Annotated in this window: 22 protein-coding genes and 1 tRNA gene; 10 read left to right on the top strand and 13 right to left on the bottom strand. The window is 56.0% G+C overall.

Annotation, left to right across the window (positions count from 1 at the left end; genetic code table 11):
- Window positions 1-8: 8 nt before the first annotated feature.
- The 5 genes from EUU23_RS11365 to pyrE are packed head-to-tail and all read right to left on the bottom strand — an operon-like array spanning window position 9 to window position 3,811.
- Entirely contained in the window at window positions 9-1,133 is a 1,125-nt protein-coding gene (locus EUU23_RS11365; RefSeq protein WP_160354217.1) for an AI-2E family transporter, read from the bottom strand.
- Window positions 1,130-2,086, bottom strand: coding sequence for a signal peptidase I (gene lepB, locus EUU23_RS11360; protein WP_160354216.1), 957 nt, complete (start codon window positions 2,084-2,086; stop codon window positions 1,130-1,132). The genes EUU23_RS11365 and lepB overlap by 4 nt, the downstream gene beginning before the upstream one ends.
- The gene (gene acpS / locus EUU23_RS11355; protein WP_160354215.1) at window positions 2,083-2,493 is read right to left on the bottom strand and encodes a holo-ACP synthase; all 411 of its coding nucleotides are present in this window, start codon (window positions 2,491-2,493) and stop codon (window positions 2,083-2,085) included. Before acpS ends, lepB begins: the two co-directional genes overlap by 4 nt.
- Window positions 2,490-3,230 carry a pyridoxine 5'-phosphate synthase gene (locus EUU23_RS11350; RefSeq protein WP_160354214.1) on the bottom strand — a complete coding sequence of 247 codons (741 nt, stop codon included), beginning with the start codon at window positions 3,228-3,230 and terminating at the stop codon, window positions 2,490-2,492. The genes acpS and EUU23_RS11350 overlap by 4 nt, the downstream gene beginning before the upstream one ends.
- Window positions 3,227-3,811 (bottom strand): orotate phosphoribosyltransferase, encoded by a 585-nt coding sequence (gene pyrE / locus EUU23_RS11345; RefSeq protein WP_160354213.1) that lies wholly within the window; start codon window positions 3,809-3,811, stop codon window positions 3,227-3,229. Before pyrE ends, EUU23_RS11350 begins: the two co-directional genes overlap by 4 nt.
- 228 nt (window positions 3,812-4,039) lie before the next feature.
- Here pyrE and coxB point away from each other — a divergent pair, with 228 nt between their 5' ends.
- The 8 genes from coxB to EUU23_RS11310 all read left to right on the top strand — a co-directional run bounded on the left by coxB (window position 4,040) and on the right by EUU23_RS11310 (window position 10,427).
- A complete protein-coding gene (coxB, locus tag EUU23_RS11340) occupies window positions 4,040-5,113 on the top strand; it encodes a cytochrome c oxidase subunit II (protein ID WP_160354212.1) in 1,074 nt (357 codons plus the stop codon).
- A 12-nt stretch (window positions 5,114-5,125) separates the two neighbouring features.
- Window positions 5,126-6,793, top strand: a complete 1,668-nt coding sequence (ctaD, locus tag EUU23_RS11335; protein WP_160354211.1) for a cytochrome c oxidase subunit I — start codon at window positions 5,126-5,128, stop codon at window positions 6,791-6,793.
- A 63-nt stretch (window positions 6,794-6,856) separates the two neighbouring features.
- Entirely contained in the window at window positions 6,857-7,762 is a 906-nt protein-coding gene (locus tag EUU23_RS11330; protein ID WP_160354210.1) for a heme o synthase, read from the top strand.
- Window positions 7,759-7,914, top strand: coding sequence for a hypothetical protein (locus tag EUU23_RS13995; RefSeq protein WP_179956546.1), 156 nt, complete (start codon window positions 7,759-7,761; stop codon window positions 7,912-7,914). Before EUU23_RS11330 ends, EUU23_RS13995 begins: the two co-directional genes overlap by 4 nt.
- Window positions 7,914-8,480, top strand: coding sequence for a cytochrome c oxidase assembly protein (locus EUU23_RS11325; RefSeq protein ID WP_425505124.1), 567 nt, complete (start codon window positions 7,914-7,916; stop codon window positions 8,478-8,480). The genes EUU23_RS13995 and EUU23_RS11325 overlap by 1 nt, the downstream gene beginning before the upstream one ends.
- A gap of 37 nt (window positions 8,481-8,517) precedes the next feature.
- Window positions 8,518-9,405, top strand: coding sequence for a cytochrome c oxidase subunit 3 (locus EUU23_RS11320; RefSeq protein ID WP_160354208.1), 888 nt, complete (start codon window positions 8,518-8,520; stop codon window positions 9,403-9,405).
- Window positions 9,406-9,414: 9 nt separating this feature from the next.
- A complete protein-coding gene (locus EUU23_RS11315; protein ID WP_160354207.1) occupies window positions 9,415-9,801 on the top strand; it encodes a DUF983 domain-containing protein in 387 nt (128 codons plus the stop codon).
- Window positions 9,798-10,427: an SURF1 family cytochrome oxidase biogenesis protein gene (locus EUU23_RS11310; protein WP_160354206.1), complete on the top strand. Its 630-nt coding sequence runs from the start codon at window positions 9,798-9,800 to the stop codon at window positions 10,425-10,427. The genes EUU23_RS11315 and EUU23_RS11310 overlap by 4 nt, the downstream gene beginning before the upstream one ends.
- 36 nt (window positions 10,428-10,463) lie before the next feature.
- Here the strand turns inward: EUU23_RS11310 and infC are convergent, their stop codons facing one another.
- Window positions 10,464-10,982, bottom strand: coding sequence for a translation initiation factor IF-3 (gene infC, locus EUU23_RS11305; protein ID WP_160354205.1), 519 nt, complete (start codon window positions 10,980-10,982; stop codon window positions 10,464-10,466).
- A 415-nt stretch (window positions 10,983-11,397) separates the two neighbouring features.
- Between infC and EUU23_RS11300 the strand changes: the two genes are divergently transcribed.
- Window positions 11,398-11,760 (top strand): hypothetical protein, encoded by a 363-nt coding sequence (locus EUU23_RS11300; protein ID WP_160354204.1) that lies wholly within the window; start codon window positions 11,398-11,400, stop codon window positions 11,758-11,760.
- 74 nt (window positions 11,761-11,834) lie between these two features.
- Here the strand turns inward: EUU23_RS11300 and EUU23_RS11295 are convergent, their stop codons facing one another.
- The 7 genes from EUU23_RS11295 to EUU23_RS11265 form a co-directional block, all read right to left on the bottom strand.
- Window positions 11,835-13,889, bottom strand: coding sequence for a protein-disulfide reductase DsbD family protein (locus tag EUU23_RS11295; protein ID WP_160354203.1), 2,055 nt, complete (start codon window positions 13,887-13,889; stop codon window positions 11,835-11,837).
- Window positions 13,890-14,162: 273 nt separating this feature from the next.
- Window positions 14,163-17,045 (bottom strand): valine--tRNA ligase, encoded by a 2,883-nt coding sequence (locus EUU23_RS11290; protein ID WP_160354202.1) that lies wholly within the window; start codon window positions 17,043-17,045, stop codon window positions 14,163-14,165.
- Between the two features lie 120 nt (window positions 17,046-17,165).
- On the bottom strand, window positions 17,166-19,217 hold the full coding sequence (locus EUU23_RS11285) for an alpha/beta hydrolase family protein (protein WP_160354201.1): 2,052 nt from the start codon (window positions 19,215-19,217) through the stop codon (window positions 17,166-17,168).
- Between the two features lie 354 nt (window positions 19,218-19,571).
- Window positions 19,572-20,846, bottom strand: coding sequence for a Xaa-Pro dipeptidase (locus EUU23_RS11280; RefSeq protein WP_160354200.1), 1,275 nt, complete (start codon window positions 20,844-20,846; stop codon window positions 19,572-19,574).
- Window positions 20,846-21,271 carry a DUF2497 domain-containing protein gene (locus tag EUU23_RS11275; protein WP_160354199.1) on the bottom strand — a complete coding sequence of 142 codons (426 nt, stop codon included), beginning with the start codon at window positions 21,269-21,271 and terminating at the stop codon, window positions 20,846-20,848. Before EUU23_RS11275 ends, EUU23_RS11280 begins: the two co-directional genes overlap by 1 nt.
- 27 nt (window positions 21,272-21,298) lie before the next feature.
- On the bottom strand, window positions 21,299-22,762 hold the full coding sequence (locus EUU23_RS11270) for a TolC family outer membrane protein (protein WP_218939598.1): 1,464 nt from the start codon (window positions 22,760-22,762) through the stop codon (window positions 21,299-21,301).
- Window positions 22,759-23,391: a protein-L-isoaspartate O-methyltransferase family protein gene (locus EUU23_RS11265; RefSeq protein ID WP_246156438.1), complete on the bottom strand. Its 633-nt coding sequence runs from the start codon at window positions 23,389-23,391 to the stop codon at window positions 22,759-22,761. Before EUU23_RS11265 ends, EUU23_RS11270 begins: the two co-directional genes overlap by 4 nt.
- A gap of 227 nt (window positions 23,392-23,618) precedes the next feature.
- On the opposite strand from EUU23_RS11265, the gene EUU23_RS11260 reads away from it, so the two are divergent.
- Window positions 23,619-23,692 (top strand) — tRNA-Cys (locus EUU23_RS11260).
- Window positions 23,693-23,804 lie beyond the last annotated feature (112 nt).

The following is a 23,804-nucleotide window of genomic DNA, read 5'->3' as shown; positions in this document are numbered from 1 at the left end:
GTGCCGCATCACGGTCCTTGATGGACCGCGCGCGCTTCGTTCCGTTCCGACTGCCGTTCCAGCGCGACCTTGATCATCGCAATGATGGGGTCGGCAAGCGCGAGGCCGAGAATACCAAATAGCGCCCCGAACAATATCTGCGCGCCCAATACCAGCGCCGGGGCCAGGTCGACGGCCCGTTTGGCAACCATGGGAACAATGAGGTAACCGTCGACCATCTGTACGACAAAATAAACGAAGACGGCATAAAGCCCGACATCGACCCCGGCCGAAAAGCCGACAAGGATGATGAGTGCCCCTGAAACAATCGCGCCGATATTGGGCAGGAATGCGAGTAAGCCGGTAAGAATGCCGAGCAGCGCCGCCATTGGCACGCCGCCAAGGCTAAGAAGGATCCATGTGCCAAAGCCTTCTACCGCCATGCCCAGCAGGCGCCCCGCCATCAGGCGGCGCAACACACGGCCGATTTTCTCCGCTGTGCCATAGAAATGCTCGCGTTCGGCCAAGGGTAACATCCACGCAACGCCGCGTTCGTACATGCGTGGTTCGGCCGCGATGAAAATGGCCAGAACGAGCATCATTGCCATATTGGTCACCGTGCCCACCACCGAAGAAACCGCCGCAGTCACACGCCCGACCGAATTCAGGATTTGTGTGCCGAATCCTTTGACATCATCGGCAGAAATGTTGAAACCAGACGCTGCGATCCGGTTGCCGAGTGTTTCAACCTGTGCTTCGATAATCGCCTGCAAACTGGCGGCCTGTGCGGCGAGCTCCGACCCTGTGAAGACAAATGTCCAGTAAATGAAGCCAAACACTGCCAGCACGACAATCGTCAACCGAAAGCCACGTGGAATGGGGAGTATTCTTCCCAAAAGGCGGGCACCGCCGTCGAACATGGCGGCCAGTACAAGTCCCCCGATAATCAGCAAAATCGGCTGCGCCAGCCAGATCAGTGCGACCACAAATGTTGCCATACCAATCCAGACCGCCGCTTTTTTCAGTTCGCTGCGAACGAGGGGATCGTAAAACTCGGTTGGCCCTACCTCTTCGCGGAATACATCCGCTACTGGCTCGGCCTGTTTCCTTGGAACACGCGCTTTACGGGGCCTCGCGGTTGCGGCATCATTCATTCGGCCTTACCTTTTGGTACTTTTATCTTTTTGGGCCGAAGGCTTGATCCGGCGCGATCACCGCGTAGCGAACTGAACCATGTTGCAGGGTTTAATCCAGTGCTACCATCGACCGAGAAGGTAATAATCTCTGCCCTGCCGCCCAACCTGTCCCATGATACCGGACCACCCAACCCGCCCAGTTCGGAAGCGACCCGACTGTCCGAGCTATTGTCCCGATTGTCGCCCATCAGAAACACATGGCCTGCCGGAACTTTGACCGGGTCCATATCGTCCGTTTCACGGCGGCGTGCGTCGATCGTGTCATATTGCACCCCATTGGGCAGGGTTTCGCGGATGATCGGCAAGTGACATGTCATTTTCCCCGTGGCATCGCGATTCAGTGCACCGGGAAAATCATAGTCATTGCAAGGACTATTGGCATCGACCGGAAGTATCAAATTAGGCTGCGTTTCCTGCTTGACCGGTTTGCCGTTCAAGAAGATCTGTCCTTCCCGCAATGCAATTGTGTCGCCCGGAAGACCGATCACACGCTTGATCCAGTCCTGATATTTACCCTTGGGTGTCAGGATGACGATGTCGCCGCGCTCGGGCATCTTGCCCCAGACTCTTGTCTGGCTTTCGGGCAGTGGGACGGCGAGTGCCTCGACCTCTTCGCGCAAGACCAGCCAACGAAAAATGGCTACCGGGTTTGGGATCGTCGGTGAAACATGGCTCCATCCATAAGGGTATTTCGATACGAACAGCCTGTCGCCCACGAGCAATGTCGGCATCATCGAGATCGAGGGAATGTAAAAAGGCTTGGCGATGAAGCTGTGAAAAGCCAGAACGGCAATAAGCAGCCAGAACATCCCCTTGATTTCAGACCATAAAGATGCGGCCCAACCTCGCTTTTCAGGTGTCGATGCGGGCGGGGTGGCGGGAGTGCTATTTTCGGTGGTCAAACTGCTCATACCTTTTGTGCTGGAAGCGCCTCTATGATTACAAATGCCTGCGCCCATGGATGGTCATCGGTGAGCGTCAGATGAATATGCGCCTCATAGCCGTTTGGAATCATCGCGTCGAGCCGCGCTTTTGCGCCGCCCGTCAATGCCAATGTCGGCGCACCTGATGCCGCGTTGACGACTCCGATGTCCTTCATGAAAACGCCCCGCTTGAATCCGGTCCCAACGGCTTTCGAAAAAGCTTCTTTGGCGGCGAAGCGTTTGGCATAGGTGCCGGCCCGGGTAAATGGGCGCCTGGCGGCCTTGGCGCGTTCGATTTCGGTAAAGACCCGCCTTTCGAATCGTTCGCCGAACCTGTCGAGCGAATGGGCAATACGCTCGATATTGCACAGATCAGATCCCAGGCCGACGATCAACGCGCCATGTCCATCAGCATCCGCATTTTCCGGACGCTCTCTTCCAGACCAATGAATATCGCCTCGCCAATCAGATAATGGCCGATGTTCAACTCGGCGATTTGCGGGATAGCGGCAATAGGTTGGACATTGTCGAAGGTCAGCCCGTGCCCGGCGTGTGATTCGATCCCATTTTTGGATGCAAGCGCCGCAGCATCGGCGATTTTTCGAAGCTCGGCTTCGGCACCGTTGTGATCATTATCCAGCAACAGATGGGCATATTTTCCTGTATGGAATTCTACCACAGGGGATTTGAGGCGGATTGCCGCTTCGATCTGGCGGGCGTCAGGTTCGATAAACAGACTGACCCGGATATCAGCTTCGCGTAATTGCGTGACTATGGGGGCCAGCTGGTTATGCAAGCCGGCAGCGTCCAGACCCCCTTCGGTCGTTCGCTCTTCCCGCTTTTCAGGAACAATACAGGCCGCATGAGGTCGGTGGCGCAGGGCGATGGATAGCATTTCTTCGGTGGCGGCCATTTCCAGATTCAGGGGCAGGTTGGTGGCCGCCATGATCCGCTCTATATCTGCATCGCGAATGTGCCGCCTGTCTTCGCGCAGATGGGCGGTAATGCCATCACCGCCGACATGGGCGATGATTTCGGCGGCGCGGACAGGGTCGGGATGATCGCCGCCGCGCGCATTGCGTATGGTGGCAACATGGTCAATATTTACCCCGAGGCGCAAGGGTGCTGTCATGAGTCAGCCCTGCTGCCGGGCTTCACCGCCGGAATTTTGGCCAGTTCGTCGGGCAGGTCCGCCGCCGCATAGGTCGGAAAGTTCAATTCGATCAGCGGGAAAAAGGGTACGCCCAGATCGGCAGTTCCTGCCGAGCGATCCACCACCGCGCCTGCGGCAATGACAGAGCCACCAGCATCTTCAATCGCTTTGATCGCTTCGCGAGATGACAGGCCGGTTGTAACGACATCCTCCATCATCAAAATTTTGGCGCCTTTGTTGACGGAAAAGCCCCGGCGCAGGCCAAAGACGCCTTCGGGACGCTCGACAAACATGGCATCGACTCCCAGAGCGCGGCCCATTTCATGTCCGATGATGATGCCGCCCATAGCGGGAGAAATGACCGCCTCTATTTCGCCGCGAATCTCACGCGGGATTTTTTGCGTGATGGACAGCGCAATGCGCGCCGCCCTGTCGGGGTTCATCAACAGCCTGGCGCATTGCAGATAATGGGCGCTATGGCGACCTGATGACAGCAGAAAATGCCCTTCGAGCAAAGCGTCGACGCTACGGAATTCAGACAGGATTTCATCTTCGGTCATGACAGTCAAAATTTTCCTCGCGGGCGGATGTTGTAAATTGCATGTTCTGCTTTGTGGTTTGCAACGCAAATAGGTGGAAAAGCGCGGCAAATAAATGCTAAAAATCTTTAATCGACCGCTTGAGGCTTCTGACAAGCGCGCCTATAGGTCGCGCGAGTCCGGCAGCCCATGGCTATGTCGGATCCGCGCAATGTTCCTGCGCCGCACCAAGAATACGGGGCCAAGTTGATGAATATGTTGAAGAAAATCCTGATTGTCCTTGCTGTAATGACGGTGCCGTCATTGGCAATGGCGCAGACGGCGAATCCCGCACCTGCGCCGGTCACTAAAGAAATTGCCGCACCTGTTGTGGCCACACCGGCTGCTGCGGGTGCTGTAGCGGCTGCTCCAGCCGAGGCGACTGCTCCCAAATCGATGGACGGTTCGTTGCCGGGATACACCCCGATGAAGCCGACCGAAGGGATCGGAATGCCGAAACCAAAGGAAATCGATTTTCAGGAACAATTCAGCGACAATGGCCAATATGCCAAATGGATCAACAACGCCATTTTGTTGCCCATCATTACAATCATCTCGCTTTTCGTTCTCGGACTGCTGCTTTGGGTTATTGTAAGATTTAACCGCCGGGCCAATCCGGTGCCGTCGAAAACGACCCACAACACGTTCATCGAGATTGTCTGGACACTTGTTCCAGTGCTCATCTTGCTGGGAATTGCCTATCCTTCGCTTGACCTGTTGGCCAAACAGTTCAAACCTGCGCCAGCCGATGCGGTAACCGTTAAAGTAACGGGATATCAGTGGTATTGGGGATATAGCTACCCTGACCATGGCGGATTTGAAGTGGTGTCCAATATGCTCAAGGACAAAGGTGATGTCGCCACGGGAGAACGTTTCCGTACCGATAATGATGGTCCAAAGCAGCTTGCGGTTGATAATCGCATGGTGGTGCCTGCAGGCGTTCCGCTCCGCATTCAAACGACGGCTGCCGACGTAATCCACGCTTTTGCCGTGCCTTCGCTTTGGTTCAAACTCGATGCGGTTCCCGGTCGCCTGAATGAAAAATCTCTGACGATTACGAAGCCGGGCGTCTATTTCGGCCAATGTTCGGAACTTTGCGGTGCGCGTCATGGTTTCATGCCGATCGCCGTCGAGGCTCTACCGCCTGAAAAATTCGCAGCATGGGTAAAGGCACAAGGCGGGCAAATGCCCGGTGAAGCCGCGGCTGCTGCCGCTCCTGCACCTGCTGCTGCCACAACTCCTTCCAGCGCTGCGCCTGCCGCAGCCGTAACCGTAACCAAGTAAAAGGCCAGACTGATGACAAGCATTGCTGCTACGGGCGCCGACCTTCACGCACATGACCATCATGATGCGGATCATAAGCCGGGCTTTTTCGCCCGTTGGTTTATGTCAACCAATCACAAAGATATCGGGACGCTTTATCTGATCTTCGCGATTTTCGCAGGGATCATAGGGGGCGCGATTTCAGGCTTGATGCGTCTGGAACTTGCTGAGCCCGGTATTCAATATCTGCAAAGCTGGGCTTCTATGATGGCCGGCAAAGACGCCTCGATGGATGAGGCTTATCATATGTGGAACGTCCTGATAACCGCGCACGGACTCATCATGGTGTTCTTCATGGTTATGCCCGCGATCATCGGCGGTTTCGGCAACTGGTTTGTACCGTTGATGATCGGTGCGCCTGACATGGCGTTCCCGCGCATGAACAACATCAGCTTCTGGCTTACGGTCGTTGCGTTCATCATGCTTTTGGGATCAAGTTTCGTGCCCGGCGGTACGGGTCTGGGTGCCGGAACGGGTTGGACCGTTTACGCGCCGCTCTCGACATCGGGGTCGGTCGGTCCGGCTGTCGACATGGCGATTTTCTCGCTCCACCTTGCGGGCGCAGCGTCGATTTTGGGCGCAATCAACTTCATCACCACCATTTTCAACATGCGCGCGCCGGGCATGACGTTGCACAAAATGCCGCTGTTCGTATGGTCGGTGCTTGTCACCGCGTTCCTGCTTCTTCTGGCATTGCCGGTATTGGCTGCGGCGATCACCATGTTGCTCGTCGACCGTAACTTTGGCGGTGCATTCTTCGATGCAGCGGCCGGTGGCGATCCGGTTCTGTATCAGCATCTGTTCTGGTTCTTCGGCCACCCCGAAGTGTATATCATGATCTTGCCTGGCTTCGGCATTATCAGCCAGATCGTAGCAACCTTCAGCCGCAAGCCAGTCTTTGGTTACCTCGGAATGGCCTATGCTATGGTCGCCATCGGCGTTGTTGGCTTTGTGGTATGGGCGCACCACATGTTCACCACGGGCATGAGCGTTGATATGAAGATGTACTTTACCGCCGCGACGATGGTGATCGCGGTCCCGACCGGGATCAAGATCTTTAGCTGGATTGCTACCATGTGGGGCGGCTCGGTTAGCTTCAAGACGCCGATGGTCTGGGCCATGGGCTTCATCTTCATGTTCACTGTCGGCGGCGTAACTGGCGTTGTGCTCGCAAATGGTGGCTTGGACGATAACCTGCACGACACATATTATGTCGTCGCCCACTTCCACTATGTGCTATCGCTCGGCGCAGTGTTTTCGCTATTTGCCGGTTTCTATTACTGGTTTGGCAAGATGTTTGGCCGCCAACTCAATGAATTTCTGGGGCATCTGCACTTCTGGGTTTTCTTCATTGGCGTGAATGTTCTGTTCTTCCCGATGCATTTCCTCGGAAATTCGGGCATGCCGCGTCGTTACCCTGATTACCCGGAAGCGTTTGCCTATTGGAATGGTGTGGCGTCGACCGGCTATGCCATCATGGCCGTTGGCGTGTTGATCTTCTTCATCAACGTCTTCTGGTCTTTGGCTGCAGGACGTCGTGCAGAAGGAAATTATTGGGGTGAAGGTGCAACTACGCTTGAATGGACGCTTTCGAGCCCTCCACCCTATCACCAGTTCGAAACACTTCCGGTCATCAAGTAACCGGAATACATCCTCCACTCCTGCCCTGTTTGAATATAAACGGGGCAGGACAGGAATTAGATTATGACAACGGCTACGCATAATATTTCCTTGCCAGCGGAATGGCGCGATTTCTGGGCATTGACCAAGCCCCGGGTGATGTCGCTCGTTGTTTTCACCGCTCTTTGCGGGCTTTTGGCTGCGCCCGGGCACATCCATCCCGTCATTGGTTTTACCGCGATATTATGTATTGCCTTGGGCGCCGGCGCATGTGGGGCGCTAAATCAGTGGTATGAAGTCGAGGTCGATGCAAAAATGGCGCGGACGTCCAAACGTCCTTTGCCCGCCGGTCGCATGGACCGAGAGGCAGCTTTGCATTTCGGCATAGCTCTTGCGGCGTTTTCAGTCGGCATCATGGGTGTCGCGGTGAACTGGATTTCGGCAGCATTGCTTGCTTTTTCCATATTTTTCTACGCGGTAGTCTATACGATTTGGCTCAAACCGAACACGCCACAAAATATTGTAATCGGCGGTGCGGCCGGTGCCTTTCCTCCGGTGATTGGCTGGGCCGCGGTAACGGGCGATGTCACCTTGCTGCCCGTGCTGCTATTTTCTATCATCTTTCTTTGGACGCCGCCACATTTCTGGGCTTTGGCACTGTTCATGAAAACGGATTACGGTGCAGCCGGCATTCCGATGCTGCCTAATGTTTCAGGTCAGCGGGTTACCCGGAATCAGATTTTTGCATATAGTTTTCCGATGGCGATCACGGCCGTCACGCCTTTCATTCTGGGCGAAAGTGGATGGCTTTATGGCATTGCGTCGATGGTCTTGAACGTCATTTTTCTGGGGCTTGCCTTTCTTGTGTGGCGAAACGAAGCCAATGAAGCTTCGGGAATGAAACCCGAAAAACGGTTATTTGCATTTTCGATTCTGTATCTTTTCCTCCTGTTCGCTGTTTTCGCTTTTGATCGGATGATGTTTGCATGACGCAGCCTGAAGAATTCGGATTTTCTGTCGAAGAAACGCGTATAATTCGTCAACGGCAGGCTGCGCGCTCGCGAATAATGGGTGTCATTCTTGTTGCGCTTTGCGTGCTGTTTTTCCTCATCACCGTTGCCAAAATCGGGATATGGGGCTGATGGCTCAATCAAACCTGCGCGTCGCCATGATGGCCGGTACATTAGCTATATCCATGGTTGGTGTAGGATTTGCCGCTGTACCTTTGTACCGGATCTTTTGTCAGGTCACAGGCTTTGGTGGAACGACGATGCGCGTCGATGCGGCGCAGGCCGCGACGGTTGTTGCAACCGACAAAACAATGATTATCCGCTTCGATGCAAATCAGCGTAACGGACTCCCGTGGGAATTCAAGCCGGAACACCCGACAGATACGGTCTCGATCGGTGCCAAAGACATGTCGATATTTATTGCTAAAAATCTATCGGACGCTCCTGTCACCGGAACAGCAACTTTTAACGTAACTCCGGAACTTGCTGGGAAATATTTCAATAAGATCCAGTGTTTCTGCTTTACAGAGCAGACTCTTCAGGCAGGTCAACAGGTTCGCATGCCGGTCCTTTATTATGTGGACCCAAAGATCATGACCGATCCGGAAACAAAAGATATCGAAGAAATTACGCTTAGCTACACTTTCTACCCCGTTGAGGACCCGAAGACGGTGGACCCGGCGGGTGAGGGAAGCTAAGACCAATCGCAACGCGTTAGACTACAGGGAATTGACCATGGCCGGTGCCAAGAATCACGACTATCACATTTTACCGCCGAGCATCACGCCGATCCTCGGCTCGTTTTCTGCACTCACTATGTTTTTCGGCTTGGTGATGTGGCTGCATCCTGAACAGTTTGGGTATGGCAGTTTGGTATTTGGGCTCGGTTTCCTTGGTGTTTTATACACCTTTTTCACCTGGTGGTCGGATGTGATCAATGAAGCGCATGCTGGCGATCATACACCGGTGGTGCAGCTGCATTTGCGTTATGGCATGATCATGTTCATCGCTTCAGAAGTGATGTTCTTTGTCGCTTGGTTTTGGGCCTGGTTTGATTACGCGCTTTTCCCGGTGCCGCTTGAGCTTGTGAAAGACGCAGAAACCCACGCCTTTACCGTAACGAATTTGATCGGGCAGGAAGGCGCAGCCGCTCTGCTTCAATGGCCGCCAAAAGGTCTTGAAGTACTCGATGCCATGAAATTGCCATTGCTGAACACGCTTATTCTACTTTGCTCGGGCACGACAGTCACATGGGCCCACCATTCGTTGATCCATGGTGATCGTGAAGGGCTTAAAAAAGGATTGTGGTTGACCATCATCCTGGGACTGCTGTTCAGCTCCATTCAGGCCTATGAATATTCGGTGGCACCATTTCCATTCGGCGGTTTGAACTACGGAACCGCCTTTTACATGGCGACTGGTTTCCATGGTTTTCACGTCATCGTCGGCACTATCTTCCTGATCGTTTGTCTCGTGCGAACCTATAAGGGGCATTTCACGCCGCAGCAGCATTTCGGTTTTGAAGCTGCCGCTTGGTATTGGCATTTTGTGGACGTTGTATGGCTGTTCCTTTTCATCGCCATCTACATCTGGGGAGGATGGGGCGCACCCGTCCACGCATAAGGCATATTGGTGCCAGACATCCAAAAACCAAAAGGGCAGCCAGGCATCGCCAAGGCTGCCCTTTTTGGTCTCTGTCCGCAATGCGGGGCTAAAACATTGTTTGCAGGGCCAGCGCGCTTTTCCGATCGCTGTGGTAATTGCGGGCTGGACTATGCCGGGTTCAATGTCGGCGATGGGCCAGCTGCGTTGCTGACCTTGGGCATCGGTGCGCTGATTATCATTATGGCGCTGATGCTCGATACCGCTGTCCGTCCGCCATTTTGGGTGCATGTCATTATTTGGGTACCCGTCACTGCGGCAATGACGGTATATGCGTTACGGGTGTCTAAGGGCGCTCTGCTGGCGGCGGAACATTACAACCGCGCTAAGGAAGCCGGGCGGGATGACGTCACATGAAATGGCCATTAATCCCAACGATATTGGTCAGCCTTGCCGTTGCAACGATGGTCGGACTTGGCATCTGGCAATTGCAGCGCAAGGGCATGAACGAGATTTTATTGCGGCAAGTGTCCGCGAATATCTCCAAGCCCGCTATTGCCTACCCCCAATTGGGTCCGGTGGACGCAAGTTCATTGCACCGCAAATCGTTGGTCACCTGTTTGCGCGTGGTGCGCTGGGTCGAAGACTCGGGCAGCGATAATATGGGCAACACTGGTACCCGTTATCTTGCAGAATGTGCCACCGGTGCCGAAGGGCCGGGCGCTTTAATTGTCGCTGGCATATCGAATCGTCCAAATGAAAAAGTGGATTGGAATGGTGGATTGGTCGAGGGGGTGATTACGACCGAACCCGACCGACAATCGATGATTGCAAAGCTATTCGGTTCAAAAGTCATCTTGCGGCCCATGCTGGTATCAAAGACAGGCCTGGGTGGGCTTCGAACGCCCGAACCGCCATCCTTAAGCAAAATTCGTAGCAAGATCGCAAATAATGGTTCTTACGCTGTTCAGTGGTTCCTGTTCGCTGCTGCTGCTGCGATTATTTACGGGCTCGCGCTACGCAAAAAAATGGCCGGGACATAAACCCGGCCATGGTGGTCTTGGTACCTGCCAAACGAACTATTTCGGTGAAAGCACCATCAGCATCTGGCGCCCTTCCATCCGGGGATGGGCCTCAATTTTGGCCGTATCGGCGGTATCGGCCTGAACGCGCTGCAACAACTGCATTCCCAGCTGCTGGTGTGCCAATTCGCGACCGCGGAAACGCAGCGTGATCTTGACCTTGTCACCCTCTTCAATGAACTCGGCCACCTTTTTCATCTTTACCATATAGTCATGGTCATCGATGTTCGGACGCATCTTGATCTCTTTGATCTCCTGCGTCTTCTGGCTTTTACGGGCCAGGTTGGCCTTTTTCTGGGCCTCATATTTGAATTTGCCGATGTCGAGAAATTTGCAAACGGGTGGATCAGCGTTCGGAGATACTTCGACCAGATCAAGGCCCACTTCGGCCGCTTGTGCTATCGCTTCGCGGGTGTAGAGCACCCCCAGATTTTCACCGTCATCATCGATGACCCGGACTTTTTCGGCGGTGATCAAATTGTTGTAGCGCGGTCCACTTTTAACAGGTGGGGTCATAGCGCGCCGGGTAGGCGGGGTTGCGATAGTCGATACTCCTGATGTTATAAGAGGGCGTCAGTACAGCCATTTGCCGCGCAAATAAAGGGCTTAGGCAGCATCTGTGCAGAATTGTCGCATATTGTGTCCCGACCGCCACGCAATGGCCATCATATCCCGGGAAATTTCAAACAAAAATGCATGATTCGCGCCCTATTGTATTGGCATGGCCCGTTTCGGCGATTTTCCTGATCATCAAGTTCATCGTCGAAAATTATTTGAAAATGCTTTCAGCGCCATAGGGCGCTGCGCGTTGAATACCTTCATCGTTCACTTTACGTGCAGGTAAATTGCTATATGCTGCATAATATAGTTTCATAAATTTATACTATTCATTCAAAATATTGACATATAATATCGCTCGATTGGATTAAAAATGAGTTTCTCCACCACTGGCTCGCTTTCGAGTGTGCCAAATGGGCGGATTGTTGACTTCGACATCGCTGAACTGCGTAAATTGCCTTTTCAAGACAGCCTGTATCTCTGGGTAAGGGGGAAACTCCCGGGTATCGGTTTCGAAGCCAGACTGGCCCCCCGCATTTATCAAGAACGACCGGATTATTGGGGTATCGAAGTGGCGATCGTTCACGCGCCCGGTGCCACCAACCATGACGCGCAGAATAGCGGAGATCTTATATTCGAAAGGTCGGTTCCCTTGACCGGCATCGTCGGTGTCAAGGGAATAACCGTCATCGGGGCCAATCAGGTCAAGCGCATCGACATTGCCGGCGAGTCCTGACCGGGTCGCAGCTCGAAGGCAGGGGCAGGGGCAAATTTCAGCGAAATTTGTCCCTGTTTCCACAGAGAAGAGTGTCATTTCGCCAATTCCAGCATCATATCCTCCGTCAGGATCTGTGGCAAAATCTGCGGCTCGCCCTTGGCTGGATAATACAGATATAGCGGAACTCCTGACCTGCCATTCTGGGCAAGAAAACGGGTTATGGCGGGGTCCCGGCGGGTATAATCACCCACCATGGTGACAATAGCCGCCTTTTTAAATGCAGCTTTTGTTTCTTCCCGATCAATCGCCGCCGCTTCATTCACTTTACATGTTACGCACCAGTCTGCCGTAAAATAAAGGAAAACGGGTCGATGGTCGGCCCGAAAAGCGGCGAGTTTTTCGACCGAAAACGGTACATTCCCACTTTTGCTGGCCGTCAGGCTGCCGGTCTTGGGCGGCTCAAGGCGGGTGATGGCAAATATCCCCGTTATGGCAATCAAGCTCGCCAAGCCCAAAATGGCGAAATTGTGTGCCTTCTTGCGCGTCGTAATGAACAAAGCGGCTATCAAAACCGCCACACTGACGCCGCCGATCACCCAGCCTGCACCGCCCACCAGCTGCGCCAAAAGCCAGAGCAAGGCGGCTGCGGTCAAAGCCATTGGCACGGCCATCCACCGGCGGAAATTTTCCATCCAAGGTCCGGCTTTCGGCATGTGGGCGCGCAAGGGCGGAATAAACGCAATGGCAAGAAATGGCAGCGCCAACCCGAAGCCCAGACCTGCAAAAATCAACAGGGCCTGACCCACAGGCAGCAACAACGCCGCGCCCATTGCGGCTGCCATGAAGGGACCGGTACATGGCGTGGCGACGACTGCTGCCAATACACCGGTCCAGAACGACCCCGCCACGCCCTTTTTCCGCGTTAAACTGTCGCCTGCCCCTATGGTGCCAATGTCGAACAATCCCGCAAGATTCGCAGTAATTGCCGTCATCAGCAACAGCAGCAGGAATATGACATTCGGGTCTTGCAGTTGAAATGCCCAGCCAATTTCCTCACCCGCCGCCCGCAAGGTCAGCATTGCACCGCCCAAGGCAAGACAACTCAGGATTATGCCGGTGGTATAGGCCACCGCATCGAGCCTGGCCTCCCGTTCATTTCCTCCCGATTTGGCAATGGCGATCGCTTTCAAACCCAAAATTGGAAAAACACAGGGCATCAAGTTCAACAGCAGACCACCAAGGATGGACAGTCCCAATATCCAGAAAAGGTTCCCAGGCGTTGAGCCCCCCGTTTCTCCGGTCTTTTCACCGAGTACCGACAGGGCGTTGCCACCTTGCGGTACCATACCGGGCGTAGCCCTGACTATCAGGCCTTGTGCGTCACCAAAGCGCAGGACGCCGTCTATCCTGCCAGTAAATTGCGTGTCGATTTCGCCCGACACCACCAACCAGTCCCCACTGCGCCGGGCCGACTGTTTCGCAGCATAGCGAAAAACATTTTCGGTCTGCGGAAAGAACCAGATGCTTTGGGCGTCGGCATTTTCGGGAAAGGGAATGGCCACGGAAATCACTTTTCCATTGATCTTATACTGTGCCTGACGGTCCAGCGGCACAGGCAGTGCGGCGCGCCACATGTCGAACCGGCTGCGTTGATCGGCGTCGATCCGGCCATCGCCGATTTTCAACGGAATGACAAAGCTGCCACCTTCGGGAACACAGACCAAATCGGAACAGGCGGACCATCTGGCATCGACCTTTAAATCGATTTGTTTACTCGGCTGAAGCTTCGGGGGTAGTTTTATGTCAACCAGAAAGGCATGTTTTTGCCGGTAGATATGGTTCATAAACCCGCCTACAACCAACGTTTCAGGCACCGGAGCGCGGATTGGACCGGCGCTGACGCCCTCGGGCAAAGTCCATTCAAGTTCGAGCGGCGTTCCGGCATCGCCGGGGTTCAGCCAATAATCATGCCAGCCCGGTTTTGGGTCCATGATGATGGCGACTGTTACAGTGTCGCCAGGCGCGGGCGACGTCGTTTCCGACTCGATTGTGGCCTGCACATTTTGGGGTGCACCGGGCAATTGCCCATAGGCAGGGGGCAGCAAGAACAGGGCAATGACCCAAAGTGTCAGCAAGCGCAGCATCATCACTGTCGACCTACCCGAGTTGGGGGCCAGTAGGACAGGGAATTCTAGGCAATTCGAAGGTTTTTTCGGATACCGAACTGTGCAATTCAATTTTCCGTTCATAGTCCCAAAACCTTTTTATTTCACGCAAAGGCGCGAAGGTTTTTAAGAGGTTAGATTCGAATCTGGAGTTCGGATACGCAGATGCGCTGGTTACAGAAAGTGGCTACGCCGCGCTCTTGAAAATCTTTGCGTCTTTGCGTGGAATGAATCGCTGAAAGAAAAAGCCAAGGCTTAGCCCAACCGCTTTAGTGCCGCCGTCAGGCGCTCAGCCTCGGCGGTCTTTTCGGCATGGTCAGCGCGCGCCTTTTCCACGGCTTCGGTCTTGGCTTTTTCGACGAAGGCGGCGTTCGATAGGCGGCCGGAAAGGGCCGCAGCTTCTTTGGTAGCCGCCTCGATAGCTTTGCTGATGCGCGCACGCTCGGCGTCAAGGTCGATGACACCGGCCAGAGGCAGGACAAAGGTTGCCTCATCCACCACCAGCTGGACCGATCCACCTTCCGGCGCGTCGCCCGTGGTCACTGAATCGAGCCGCGCCAATCGCGCCAGTGCGGACTGTTGACGGGCAATGCGTTGCTGCGTTGCAGGGGACGCGTCGCGGACAAAGGCATCCATCTTCGCGCCCGGCGCAATGCCCAGTTCGTTCTTCGCGGTCCGCACTTCGCCAACCAGACGGATCAGCCATTCGACCTCCGCCTTGGCTTCGGCATCGACCTCGGCCTTGGGTTCCGGCCATTTGGCGTGGATCAGGTCATAGGCGCGGGGCGCTGCCGGATCGGCCAGCGCATGCCATAATTCCTCGGTCACAAAGGGCATGAAGGGATGCAGCATCACCAATATCTGGTCGAGCACCCAACCCGCCACCATTTGCGATTCTGCGTCCATATCCTGCTTCTCGCCATCAACGAACGCAGGCTTGATAAGCTCCAGATACCAGTCGCAAAACTGGTCCCAGACGAAATGGTAGATGGCATCGGCCATGCCGTCGAAACGGAATTCGGCAAAGGCCTTGTTCAGCTTTTCAAGCGTTTCGACGACTTCGCCGATAATCCAGCGGTTGACGGCAAGCTCCGCCTTGGGCGCGCTGATGCTGTCCGACCCGCCAATGCCGTTGGATTGGGCAAAGCGGGCGGCGTTCCACAGCTTGGTTGCAAAATTGCGGTACCCGGCGACGCGGCTTTCATCCATCTTGATGTCGCGGCCCTGGCTTTCCATTGCCGCCATGAAGAAGCGCAGCGCATCGGCGCCATATTGGTCAATCAGGCCCAGCGGATCGACGGTGTTGCCTTTCGACTTCGACATCTTGCTGCCGTCGGCGGCGCGGACGAGTCCGTGGAGATAAAGCGTCTTCCACGGCACCTCTTTCATGAAATGAATCCCCTGCATCGCCATCCGCGCATCCCAGAAAAACAGGATGTCAAAGCCGGAGACAAGAACGTCATTGGGGTAATGGCGGTCGAGCATATTCCCCTCCCGCCTGCGGGAGGGGTTAGGGGAGGGTGAGTCAGTTGGTTCCACTGACCCTCCCCCGGCCCCTCCCGCAAGCGGGAGGGGGGATTGGTCAGGCCAGCCCAAGGTTCCGAACGGCCAGAGCGCGGAGGAGAACCATGTGTCGAGCACGTCTGGGTCGCGCATCAAAGTGACGCCTTCACCTGCCAAGCCTTGCGCCCCGGCTTCATCTTCGGCGACATAGCATTTGCCGTCGCTGTCAAACCATGCCGGTATCTGGTGCCCCCACCAAAGCTGGCGCGAGACGCACCATGGCTGGATGTTCTCCATCCAGTTGAAATACGTTTTTTCCCACGACTTGGGGACGATTTCGATGGCACCGGAACGCACCGCTTCAATTGCTGGAACCGCGAGTGTTTTAGCATCAACATACCATTGGTCGGTCAACATAGGCTCAATGACCACAGCGGAACGGTCGCCAAATGGTTGCTGAATTATCTTGCTTTCGACGGCAATCATCAAGCCGTCTGCGTCAATATCGGCCACGACTTTTTTGCGCGCTTCATAGCGGTCAAGTCCGCGATAGGCATCAGGGACGAGGTTGAGAGCGTCGATTTCGGCGGCTGTCCATTGTTTTCCGGCAGCCATTGATTTTGCCTGTTCGGCGGCCGCGGCATAAGGGGCACCGTCGCTCCGCATCGCGGCAATTTCGTCCATCAGCCGGTACATCGGGATGCCGTTGCGCTGGGCAACGGCGTAATCATTTTGGTCGTGGGCGCCCGTAATCTTCACGGCACCTGAGCCGAAATCGGGGTCGGGATATTCGTCGGTGATTATTGGGATCAGCCGCCGATGTTCCTTGGGGCCAACGGGAATTTCGCAGAGTTTGCCTATGATCGGTTTGTAACGTTCATCTTCGGGATGAACCGCTACGGCTCCGTCGCCAAGCATCGTTTCGGGCCGAGTTGTGGCAATCGCGATATAGTCGCGTTCCTCTTGAAGCGTGACATTCCCATCTGCATCGCGCTCGACATAGGTATAGGTTTCCCCTCCAGCGAGCGGATATTTGAAGTGCCACATATGGCCATTCACTTCGCGAGTCTCTACCTCGAGATCTGAAATTGCAGTCTTGAAATGTGGGTCCCAGTTCACCAGCCTTTTGTCGCGGTAGAGCAGGCCCTGATTATAGAGGTCGACAAACACCTTGATCACGGCCTTGCTGAAGCCTTCGTCCATGGTGAAGCGTTCATTTTCCCAGTCCATGGAGCAACCGAGGCGGCGCAACTGGCCGGTAATCTCGCCGCCGCTTTCCTCTTTCCATTCCCAGACCTTGGCGACAAATTCGTCGCGGGTAAAATCGGTGCGTTTTTGCTGCTTTTGCGCCATCTGGCGTTCAACCACCATCTGGGTGGCGATGCCGGCATGGTCGGTGCCCACGACCCACAAGGCATCCTTGCCCTGCAGACGGGCATGGCGGATCAGGATATCCTGCAACGTGTTGTCGAGCGCATGGCCGATATGCAGGCTGCCCGTCACATTGGGGGGCGGGTTGACGATCGTATAAGGCTCCGCATTCGGGCGTTCAGGGCGGAACGCGCCGGTCGATTCCCAATGGGCATACCATTTCGCCTCAATCGCGGCGGGATCAAATGTCTTGTCGATAGTCATGCCGCTGCCTTTGCCAGCGCGCGGGCATTTGGGCAAGGTTTTCAGATGCGAAGCAGTAACTCAAGCGCAGCGCTATATTGGTGTCTTTGTGTGAGATAATAAAGCCTGCGGCGCTCGCCTTTACTTGGCAGGTTTCAGGTGCTTATCGACCCATTTGAAAACGGTCTGGTGCCATTGGATCGAGTTTTTGGGTTTCAATATCCAGTGGTTCTCGTCCGGGAAGACGAGCAATTTGGATTCCACACCCTGTTGCTGCAACGCGGTGAACGCGGCCAGGCTTTGCGAATAGGGGATGCGGTAATCCTTTTCACCATGGATCACGAGCGTCGGGGTTTTCCATTTGGCGACATGGTTGACCGGATTCCATTTCTCGGCATCGGTCCGCGTCGTCCACGGTCCGCCATTGTCCCACTGGTCGAACCATAATTCCTCGGTTTCATATGCCATGGCGCGCATGTCGAAAATACCGGCATGGGTCACAAGGCATTTGAACCGGTCGGGCCAGTTGCCCGCGATCCAGTTCATCATGTAGCCGCCATAAGACCCGCCAAGCGCGCAGGCATTGGCGGTATCAAGCTGGCTGTCGATCTTGCCGACCGCAGCCATGCCCTTTTGCAAATCCTCCAGCGGCCAGCCGCCCCAATTCTTGTTGATGCTATCGGTGAATTTCTGGCCATAGCCTGTGGACCCGTGAAAATCGATCGTGACGACGGCATAGCCTTGGGATGCCATGACAGCGGGGTTCCATCGATAAGACCAGTTATTGTTGAAGGTCCCTTGCGGCCCGCCATGGACGAGCAGCAGGACCGGAAGCTTGCCCGTTGCGTTCTGTGGCTTGACGATCTGGCCAAACACCTGATCGCCATTGGCTCCTGCAAAATCGAATTTCTGGTAATTGACCGGGTCGAGCGCGGCGAATGTCTGCGCGTTGACATTGGTCAGCCGTGTCGTCTTGCCCTTGGCGTCCATCAGAACAAGGTCGGACGGCGCAGATATGCTGTTGATCGCATAGACTATGCCACCGTTTTTCAGCGGCACGACCTCGGCGATATTGCCCCGCTCGGTCAGGCGCGTGACCTTGCCCTTCAGGTCGACGCGGTAGAGCGGGGTTTCGAGCGTGTCCTGCGCGGTGACGAGCAGGCTCTTGCTGTCGGCGGCCCAGGCGAGCGAGCCGACGGACCGGTCCCATGCGTCGGTCAGCGCTGTGACCTTGCCGCTTTTTGTGTCCATCAACTTGACGACTAGCCGGTCGGCTTCATAGGTGGCGCGCTCCATTGAGGTCCAGGCGAGCCATTTGCCATCGGGCGATGCGGCGGGGGTCGTATCGGTTCCGGCATTGTCGGCGGTCAGGTTGATCGGTTTTGGCGATTGCAGGCCTGATCGGTAGATATCAAGATTGGTCGACTTGGCTTCGTCGCCGTCCGCCTTGCGTAAGGCAAAGTGGACGGCGCTGCTGTCGGCGGCCCAGCTGACTTCTTCTGCGCCGCCAAAGGGTTTTGACGGGGCGTCGCCGACCAGATCGCCGTCCATCGCCACGCCCAATGTACCCAGCTTGTTATCCGCGCCCAGCACCACGGTGAAGATGCGGCTGTAATTGCCCGGTGTTTCCCATGCGTCCCAGTGGCGGACCATCAGTTGGTCATATTCGCGGCCCGTGCCGGGGCCAGGCTTCGACGTGTCGCCATCCTTTTCGCAGCCAAATTCCATGCAGTCCCGCGCGATATCGCCCCAGACCGCGAATTTCTTGCCATCGGGCGAAATCTTGAAACCGCTGACATCCGTTTTGAAATTGCTCGCCTGTGTGGTGGTGCCGCTGGCCAGGTCATAGCGCCAGATCTGGTCCGACCCGCTTTCATTGCTGATGTAGAAAATGCTCTTGCCGTCGGGGGCAAAGGCGGGGTCATGCTCATTCTTGTCGGGCTTGGAAGCGAATAGCACGGGCTGCGCTTTGGGGGTGCCGAGCTTAAGCAGATACAGATCAGTCCGCCCCTTGTTTGCCTCCAGATCCGTTTCGCGCAGTTGATATGCGATCATCGTGCCATCTGGCGAAGCGGCCGTGCCTGAAAGCCGCTTCATCGTGGCAAGATCCGTTTCCGTCATTGGACGGGCAAAGGCGGGTGCGGACAGGGTGGTGGCGCCGATGAGTGCGGCGATCAATAGGGGTTTTTTCATGGGGCCAAGCTAGTCAACGCGGCGGGGACGCGCAAGAAAATTACCGCCCTCATAGCAATGCTATGTTTACATTACTGCAACTACTTTGTCTACTATATCAATTGAGTTTTAACCTTTGCCCCCTATTTGGGCGGCATAACAAAAATATAAAGGATGCCTTCGAACGGACGACCCGGCCAAAGTGGCTGTGCGGCACAGAAGAAGGAATGAAACATGCAGAAATTGGCTAGCTTTATCTGCGCCATCGCGCTCAGTGGCCTGCTTTTCTCGGTTACCATGGTGTAACGGGAAAACAGCTCTGAAAAAGACAGATGGGCGGGGTTTTCCCCGCCCTTTTGCATTCAGGGCTGCTGTCTATCTCACCAGCGCCCCGTCCTTCATCACATGCGCGACATTTTCTAGCAGGCGGATGTCGGTCAGCGGGTCGCCCTTGACCGCGACCAGGTCGGCATAGCGGCCAACGGCGATGCTGCCCAATATATCCTCTTTACCCAGCAATTCCGCCGCGCGGATGGTGGCGGACTGGATGGCCTGCATCGGGGTCATGCCATAGCGGACCATATAGGCGAACTGCCGCCCGTTCAGGCCGTGGGGATAGACGCCGCTGTCGGTTCCATAGGCAATTTTGACGCCCATCTTTACCGCCTTGGCAAAACCTGCGCGCTGGACATCGGTGGTTTCGCGATTTTTGCGGAGATATTCCTCCGGCCAGCCTTCTTTGGTGCCGATATCGTTGATATAGTCGCCATTGTAGATATCCATGACGAGCCAGGTTCCCGCCTTCTTTGCCATAGCCAGCGCCTCGTCATCGATCAGGCTGGCATGTTCGACGGAGCGCACCCCTGCACGAATCGCGTTCTTGATGCCGATGGCGCCATGGGCATGAGCGGTGACGAAGATGCCCTTGGCTTTGGCGGTTTCGACAACGGCGCGCAATTGCGCCTCGGTCATTTCGGGTTCGCCCGGTTCAGTGCCGATGGCCAGCACCGCGCCGGTGGCGATGGTCTTGATGAAATCCGCGCCGTTTTGAATCAGAAACTCGGTCTTTGTCCTGGCTTCCTCCGGCGTGCTGGCAACGCCGAGCCGCATATCGGCGGGAAGCTGTTCATTGGGGATAACACCGTTCAGCTCACCGCCGCCCTTGGGGATGGTGATATAGGCCCCTGCGACAAACATCCGCGGCCCCGGGACATGCCCGGCGTTAATGGCGTTTTTGAGCGCCACATCTGTCAGGCCGCGATAGGTGCCGACGTCGCGCACGGTCGTAAAGCCTTCCTCCAGCGTCACTTTGGCATGATATGCGCCGATCAGTGCGGTCCCGGCTGGTGATGTCTTCAATGGCAACGCCAGATCCGCGCTTTGCCCGGTGTCGGCTAAATGGGTGTGCAGATCGATCAGGCCCGGCAACACGGTAAAAGCCGACCAGTCCACACGTTGCGCGCCGGTTGGCGTCGGGCCGCAGGGTGCAACCGCGCTGATCCGGTCTGCTTCGATGGTGACGCATTGTCCGCTCAACATCTGGCCGCTGGCGACATCGACGATGCGGCCGGTTTCGACATAGAAGCTTTGGGCAAATACCGGCGTTGACGTGCACGCCAGTGCAATCGCCAAAGCCCGGGCGGCGCGCATCAGCCCTTTTTGGTGATGCGGTTAATTTCGCGCTCGACCATCGCTTCGACGATCGGCGGCAGGTTGGTGTCGAGCCAGTCCTTCAACATCGGGCGCAACAGGTCGCGGGTCAGCCCCTCAAGCGAGGTTTCGCCCGAACGCACGATTTGCGGGGCAACGCCGGGTTCGGACAATGTCTGTAGCGCGGAAAAGCTGTGGCGCAGGCTGCGGGCCTTGCTGTCATCGAGCAGCACTTCGTCCGCCGCGTCCATTTCCGAATCGGTGGCGGCCTCGGTCAGTTCCAGAATCTCGTCCTCCGCATCCAGAGGCGCGTCCTTGGCAGCACGTTTCGCCGATAGGGGGCGTGCGCGGTCATCATCTGCAATAATGCGTTTTATCGACGACAAAATCTCATCCATTGATGGCTCATTCCGGCCCTCGGCCATAGTTAAAGCTCCCCATAGCTTTGTTTATTACTTCCTCATTTGGGTCGGAAGCGGCTCTATTTCTGCTTTTTGTGCTGGCGTGTCAACGGTGCGCGTCGATTTTGTGGTTGGATCGGGCAATGTGGACAGGTCGTTCCACGCATTGTCGACCTTTTCATATTCCGCCACCGGATCATATAAAACCCCGCCTTCAAGGCCCAGATCACGCGCCTCGGCACGGCCCATCGCGGCCAATAGGGTAAAGCCTGCGACATAGGCGTTGCGCCGTGCCGTGACCAATTGCACCTTGCTGTTCAGCAATTCCTGCTCGGCGTTCAAAATGTCCAATATCGTCCGGTTGCCCACGCTGTTTTCCGCGCGCGTTCCTTCCAGCGACAGCTCGTTGGCCGAAACCGCCCGTTCCGACGCGACGATGACGTCATTGGCCGCTTTCCAGCTGGCATAGGATGCGCGGGTCTGGGCAATCGCTTCGCGTTCGGCGGCGATTTCCAGTTCTTGTGCCTGCCCCAAACGGGCCTGTGCCTGCCGGATTTGCGCCGCAGGTTGACCGCCCTGGTACAATGGGATCGTCGCCCGCACCCCGGCCTGCGCCGTGAAGGATTTGTTGTCTGCCTGAAATCCAGGGATTCGCGATGAAATAGAATCCAAGGCATTGCTATAGGAAGGCGTGGTGAAAACGCTGACCGTGGGCAGGCGTGACGCATTGGCGGCCCGCCGGTCAAAACCGGCCGCTTCCCGCGCTTCCCGTGCGGCGATCAGGTCGGGGTTATTTTCCAGCGCGACATTCACGGCATTGTCGGGTGTGTCCGGCAAATTGGGCAAGGGAGGCGGCGCAGATAATTGCCCCGGTTCGCGCCCGACCAGCTGGATATAGATTTCTTTCGACCGGATGAGGTTCGCCCGCGCCGATTCAAGATTGCTGGTGGCCAGCGCCAGCCGTGCTTCGGATTGGGCCACATCGGTCCGGGTCAGGTCACCAATTTCAAATCGGTCACGTGTCGCATCCAGATTGACCGAAAGCACACCGACCTGCGCCCGGTTCAGATCGACAATCGATTCGTCGCGGATAACGTCCATATATGCGCCGACCACCGCCGAAAAAATCGCGCTTTCGGTACCGCGCAGACTGGCAAAGCCTGCCTCAACCCGGTTTTCAGCGGCGCGCACCGCATTGCGGATGCCGCCCCCTGCATAAACAGGCGCAGATATCGTCCCATTCGCGCTTATCCCGCGCGCCTGCGTGACGGAAGAGCCACTGTCCTGCATGATATTTTCGAAATAGGTCGACTGTATGCTGACATCAGGGCGGCCATTGGCCTTGGCCAGCGGCACACCTTCATTAGTCGCCTTCTGCCCTTCACGCGCGGCGGTCAGATTGGGGTTGGTTTCATAAGCCGACACCAGCGCATCGCGCAACGTATCCGCAGCGACAGGCCCGCTGACAAGCGCCGAACAAAGCAGCGCGGCGACACTAAACCGGCGCGGGGTCAAAATGTGAATTCCGGCTTGCGCGCAAATGCGGCCAGTGGCGCGATTTCGCTGTCGATAAATGCTTTCAATGCAACCTGTCCCTGATGGATATAGCCCTTGGCCAATCGTGTAACCGGGCCATCGGCAATGCCCGTCACCAACCGCGCTCCTTCTTCGGCCAGCGCCAGCAATGCGTCAGGCACCAAGTGCGCCGCGCCGTCAATGAAGATCACATCATAAGGCGCAGCGTGGCCCGCATCGGCCCAATTGGCCGTGCTGGCACTGGTCAGGCCGGCAACACGGGCCCGCAACAGCGCAGCAACATAGCCCTGCGCCCCTGCTTCGCTTGCGCCGATTAAAAGAACTTTGTCGGTCGCCTGAATGTCGGCCGCCTGCAACAACAGGGCGGTGGCCAGTGGCGGATTCAGCACCGTCCCGTCATCCAGCGGGATCGCACGGTCTGTATAGCACACATTGTGATGCGATACCGGCACATAATCTTCGCGCGGCACACTGCCCATCGCGGCCAGGACCCATGCCTGCGTCACACCATTGGTCCGCAACTGGGAATCGACCATCGCCCGCCGCATATCTTCAAAACTCACAGATTCCATCAGGATTTTTCCATTACTTTCCGCGCCATGTGGCATAACTGTGTTGCAAATACAATACAGCCTTTTCTTTCGGTTCTAGCCAGCACAAGGCAAATCGCCAAGCGGGATTCAGACAAACGCCCAACCTGCCCATGCAAATGGCATTTTTTCCGCCCTTTGTGGCGGGCAAGGCACAGATTGCCGGTTGATTTGATCCGCCCAAGCCGCTAGACGCCCGCGCTCACCACATACAGCATCGCTGTATAAAGCATATGCTTTCCAGAGGCCCGATGGCGGAGTGGTGACGCAGAGGATTGCAAATCCTTGCACGCCGGTTCGATTCCGGCTCGGGCCTCCAATTTCCCGCCACAACCTCTCCCCTTCAGGGGAGAGGATACGAAGCCTTGGCCGCAAGGCCTAGGCGCAGTTGGAGAGGGGCTACAACGGTTAGGACAGCGCCCAACCTCTCC

It is taken from the genome of Sphingorhabdus profundilacus (assembly GCF_009769755.1).
Lineage (GTDB): Bacteria > Pseudomonadota > Alphaproteobacteria > Sphingomonadales > Sphingomonadaceae > Sphingorhabdus_B > Sphingorhabdus_B profundilacus.
Note: the sequence above shows the minus strand (reverse complement) of the source record. Positions and strands in the feature narration are given on the sequence as shown.

Bases quoted from the DNA above. Each gene is read 5' to 3' on its own strand.
- EUU23_RS11295 (WP_160354203.1), bottom strand. From the start codon at position 13,889: ATGATGCTGCGCTTGCTGACACTTTGGGTCATTGCCCTGTTCTTGCTG.
- pyrE (WP_160354213.1), bottom strand. From the start codon at position 3,811: ATGACCGAAGATGAAATCCTGTCTGAATTCCGTAGCGTCGACGCTTTG.
- infC (WP_160354205.1), bottom strand. From the start codon at position 10,982: ATGACCCCACCTGTTAAAAGTGGACCGCGCTACAACAATTTGATCACC.
- coxB (WP_160354212.1), top strand. From the start codon at position 4,040: ATGAATATGTTGAAGAAAATCCTGATTGTCCTTGCTGTAATGACGGTG.
- EUU23_RS11350 (WP_160354214.1), bottom strand. From the start codon at position 3,230: ATGACAGCACCCTTGCGCCTCGGGGTAAATATTGACCATGTTGCCACC.
- lepB (WP_160354216.1), bottom strand. From the start codon at position 2,086: ATGAGCAGTTTGACCACCGAAAATAGCACTCCCGCCACCCCGCCCGCA.
- EUU23_RS11365 (WP_160354217.1), bottom strand. From the start codon at position 1,133: ATGAATGATGCCGCAACCGCGAGGCCCCGTAAAGCGCGTGTTCCAAGG.
- ctaD (WP_160354211.1), top strand. From the start codon at position 5,126: ATGACAAGCATTGCTGCTACGGGCGCCGACCTTCACGCACATGACCAT.
- EUU23_RS11280 (WP_160354200.1), bottom strand. From the start codon at position 20,846: ATGCGCGCCGCCCGGGCTTTGGCGATTGCACTGGCGTGCACGTCAACG.
- EUU23_RS11320 (WP_160354208.1), top strand. From the start codon at position 8,518: ATGGCCGGTGCCAAGAATCACGACTATCACATTTTACCGCCGAGCATC.
- EUU23_RS11330 (WP_160354210.1), top strand. From the start codon at position 6,857: ATGACAACGGCTACGCATAATATTTCCTTGCCAGCGGAATGGCGCGAT.
- EUU23_RS11310 (WP_160354206.1), top strand. From the start codon at position 9,798: ATGAAATGGCCATTAATCCCAACGATATTGGTCAGCCTTGCCGTTGCA.
- EUU23_RS11265 (WP_246156438.1), bottom strand. From the start codon at position 23,391: ATGCCACATGGCGCGGAAAGTAATGGAAAAATCCTGATGGAATCTGTG.
- EUU23_RS13995 (WP_179956546.1), top strand. From the start codon at position 7,759: ATGACGCAGCCTGAAGAATTCGGATTTTCTGTCGAAGAAACGCGTATA.
- EUU23_RS11290 (WP_160354202.1), bottom strand. From the start codon at position 17,045: ATGACTATCGACAAGACATTTGATCCCGCCGCGATTGAGGCGAAATGG.
- EUU23_RS11325 (WP_425505124.1), top strand. From the start codon at position 7,914: ATGGCTCAATCAAACCTGCGCGTCGCCATGATGGCCGGTACATTAGCT.
- EUU23_RS11275 (WP_160354199.1), bottom strand. From the start codon at position 21,271: ATGGCCGAGGGCCGGAATGAGCCATCAATGGATGAGATTTTGTCGTCG.
- EUU23_RS11285 (WP_160354201.1), bottom strand. From the start codon at position 19,217: ATGAAAAAACCCCTATTGATCGCCGCACTCATCGGCGCCACCACCCTG.
- EUU23_RS11300 (WP_160354204.1), top strand. From the start codon at position 11,398: ATGAGTTTCTCCACCACTGGCTCGCTTTCGAGTGTGCCAAATGGGCGG.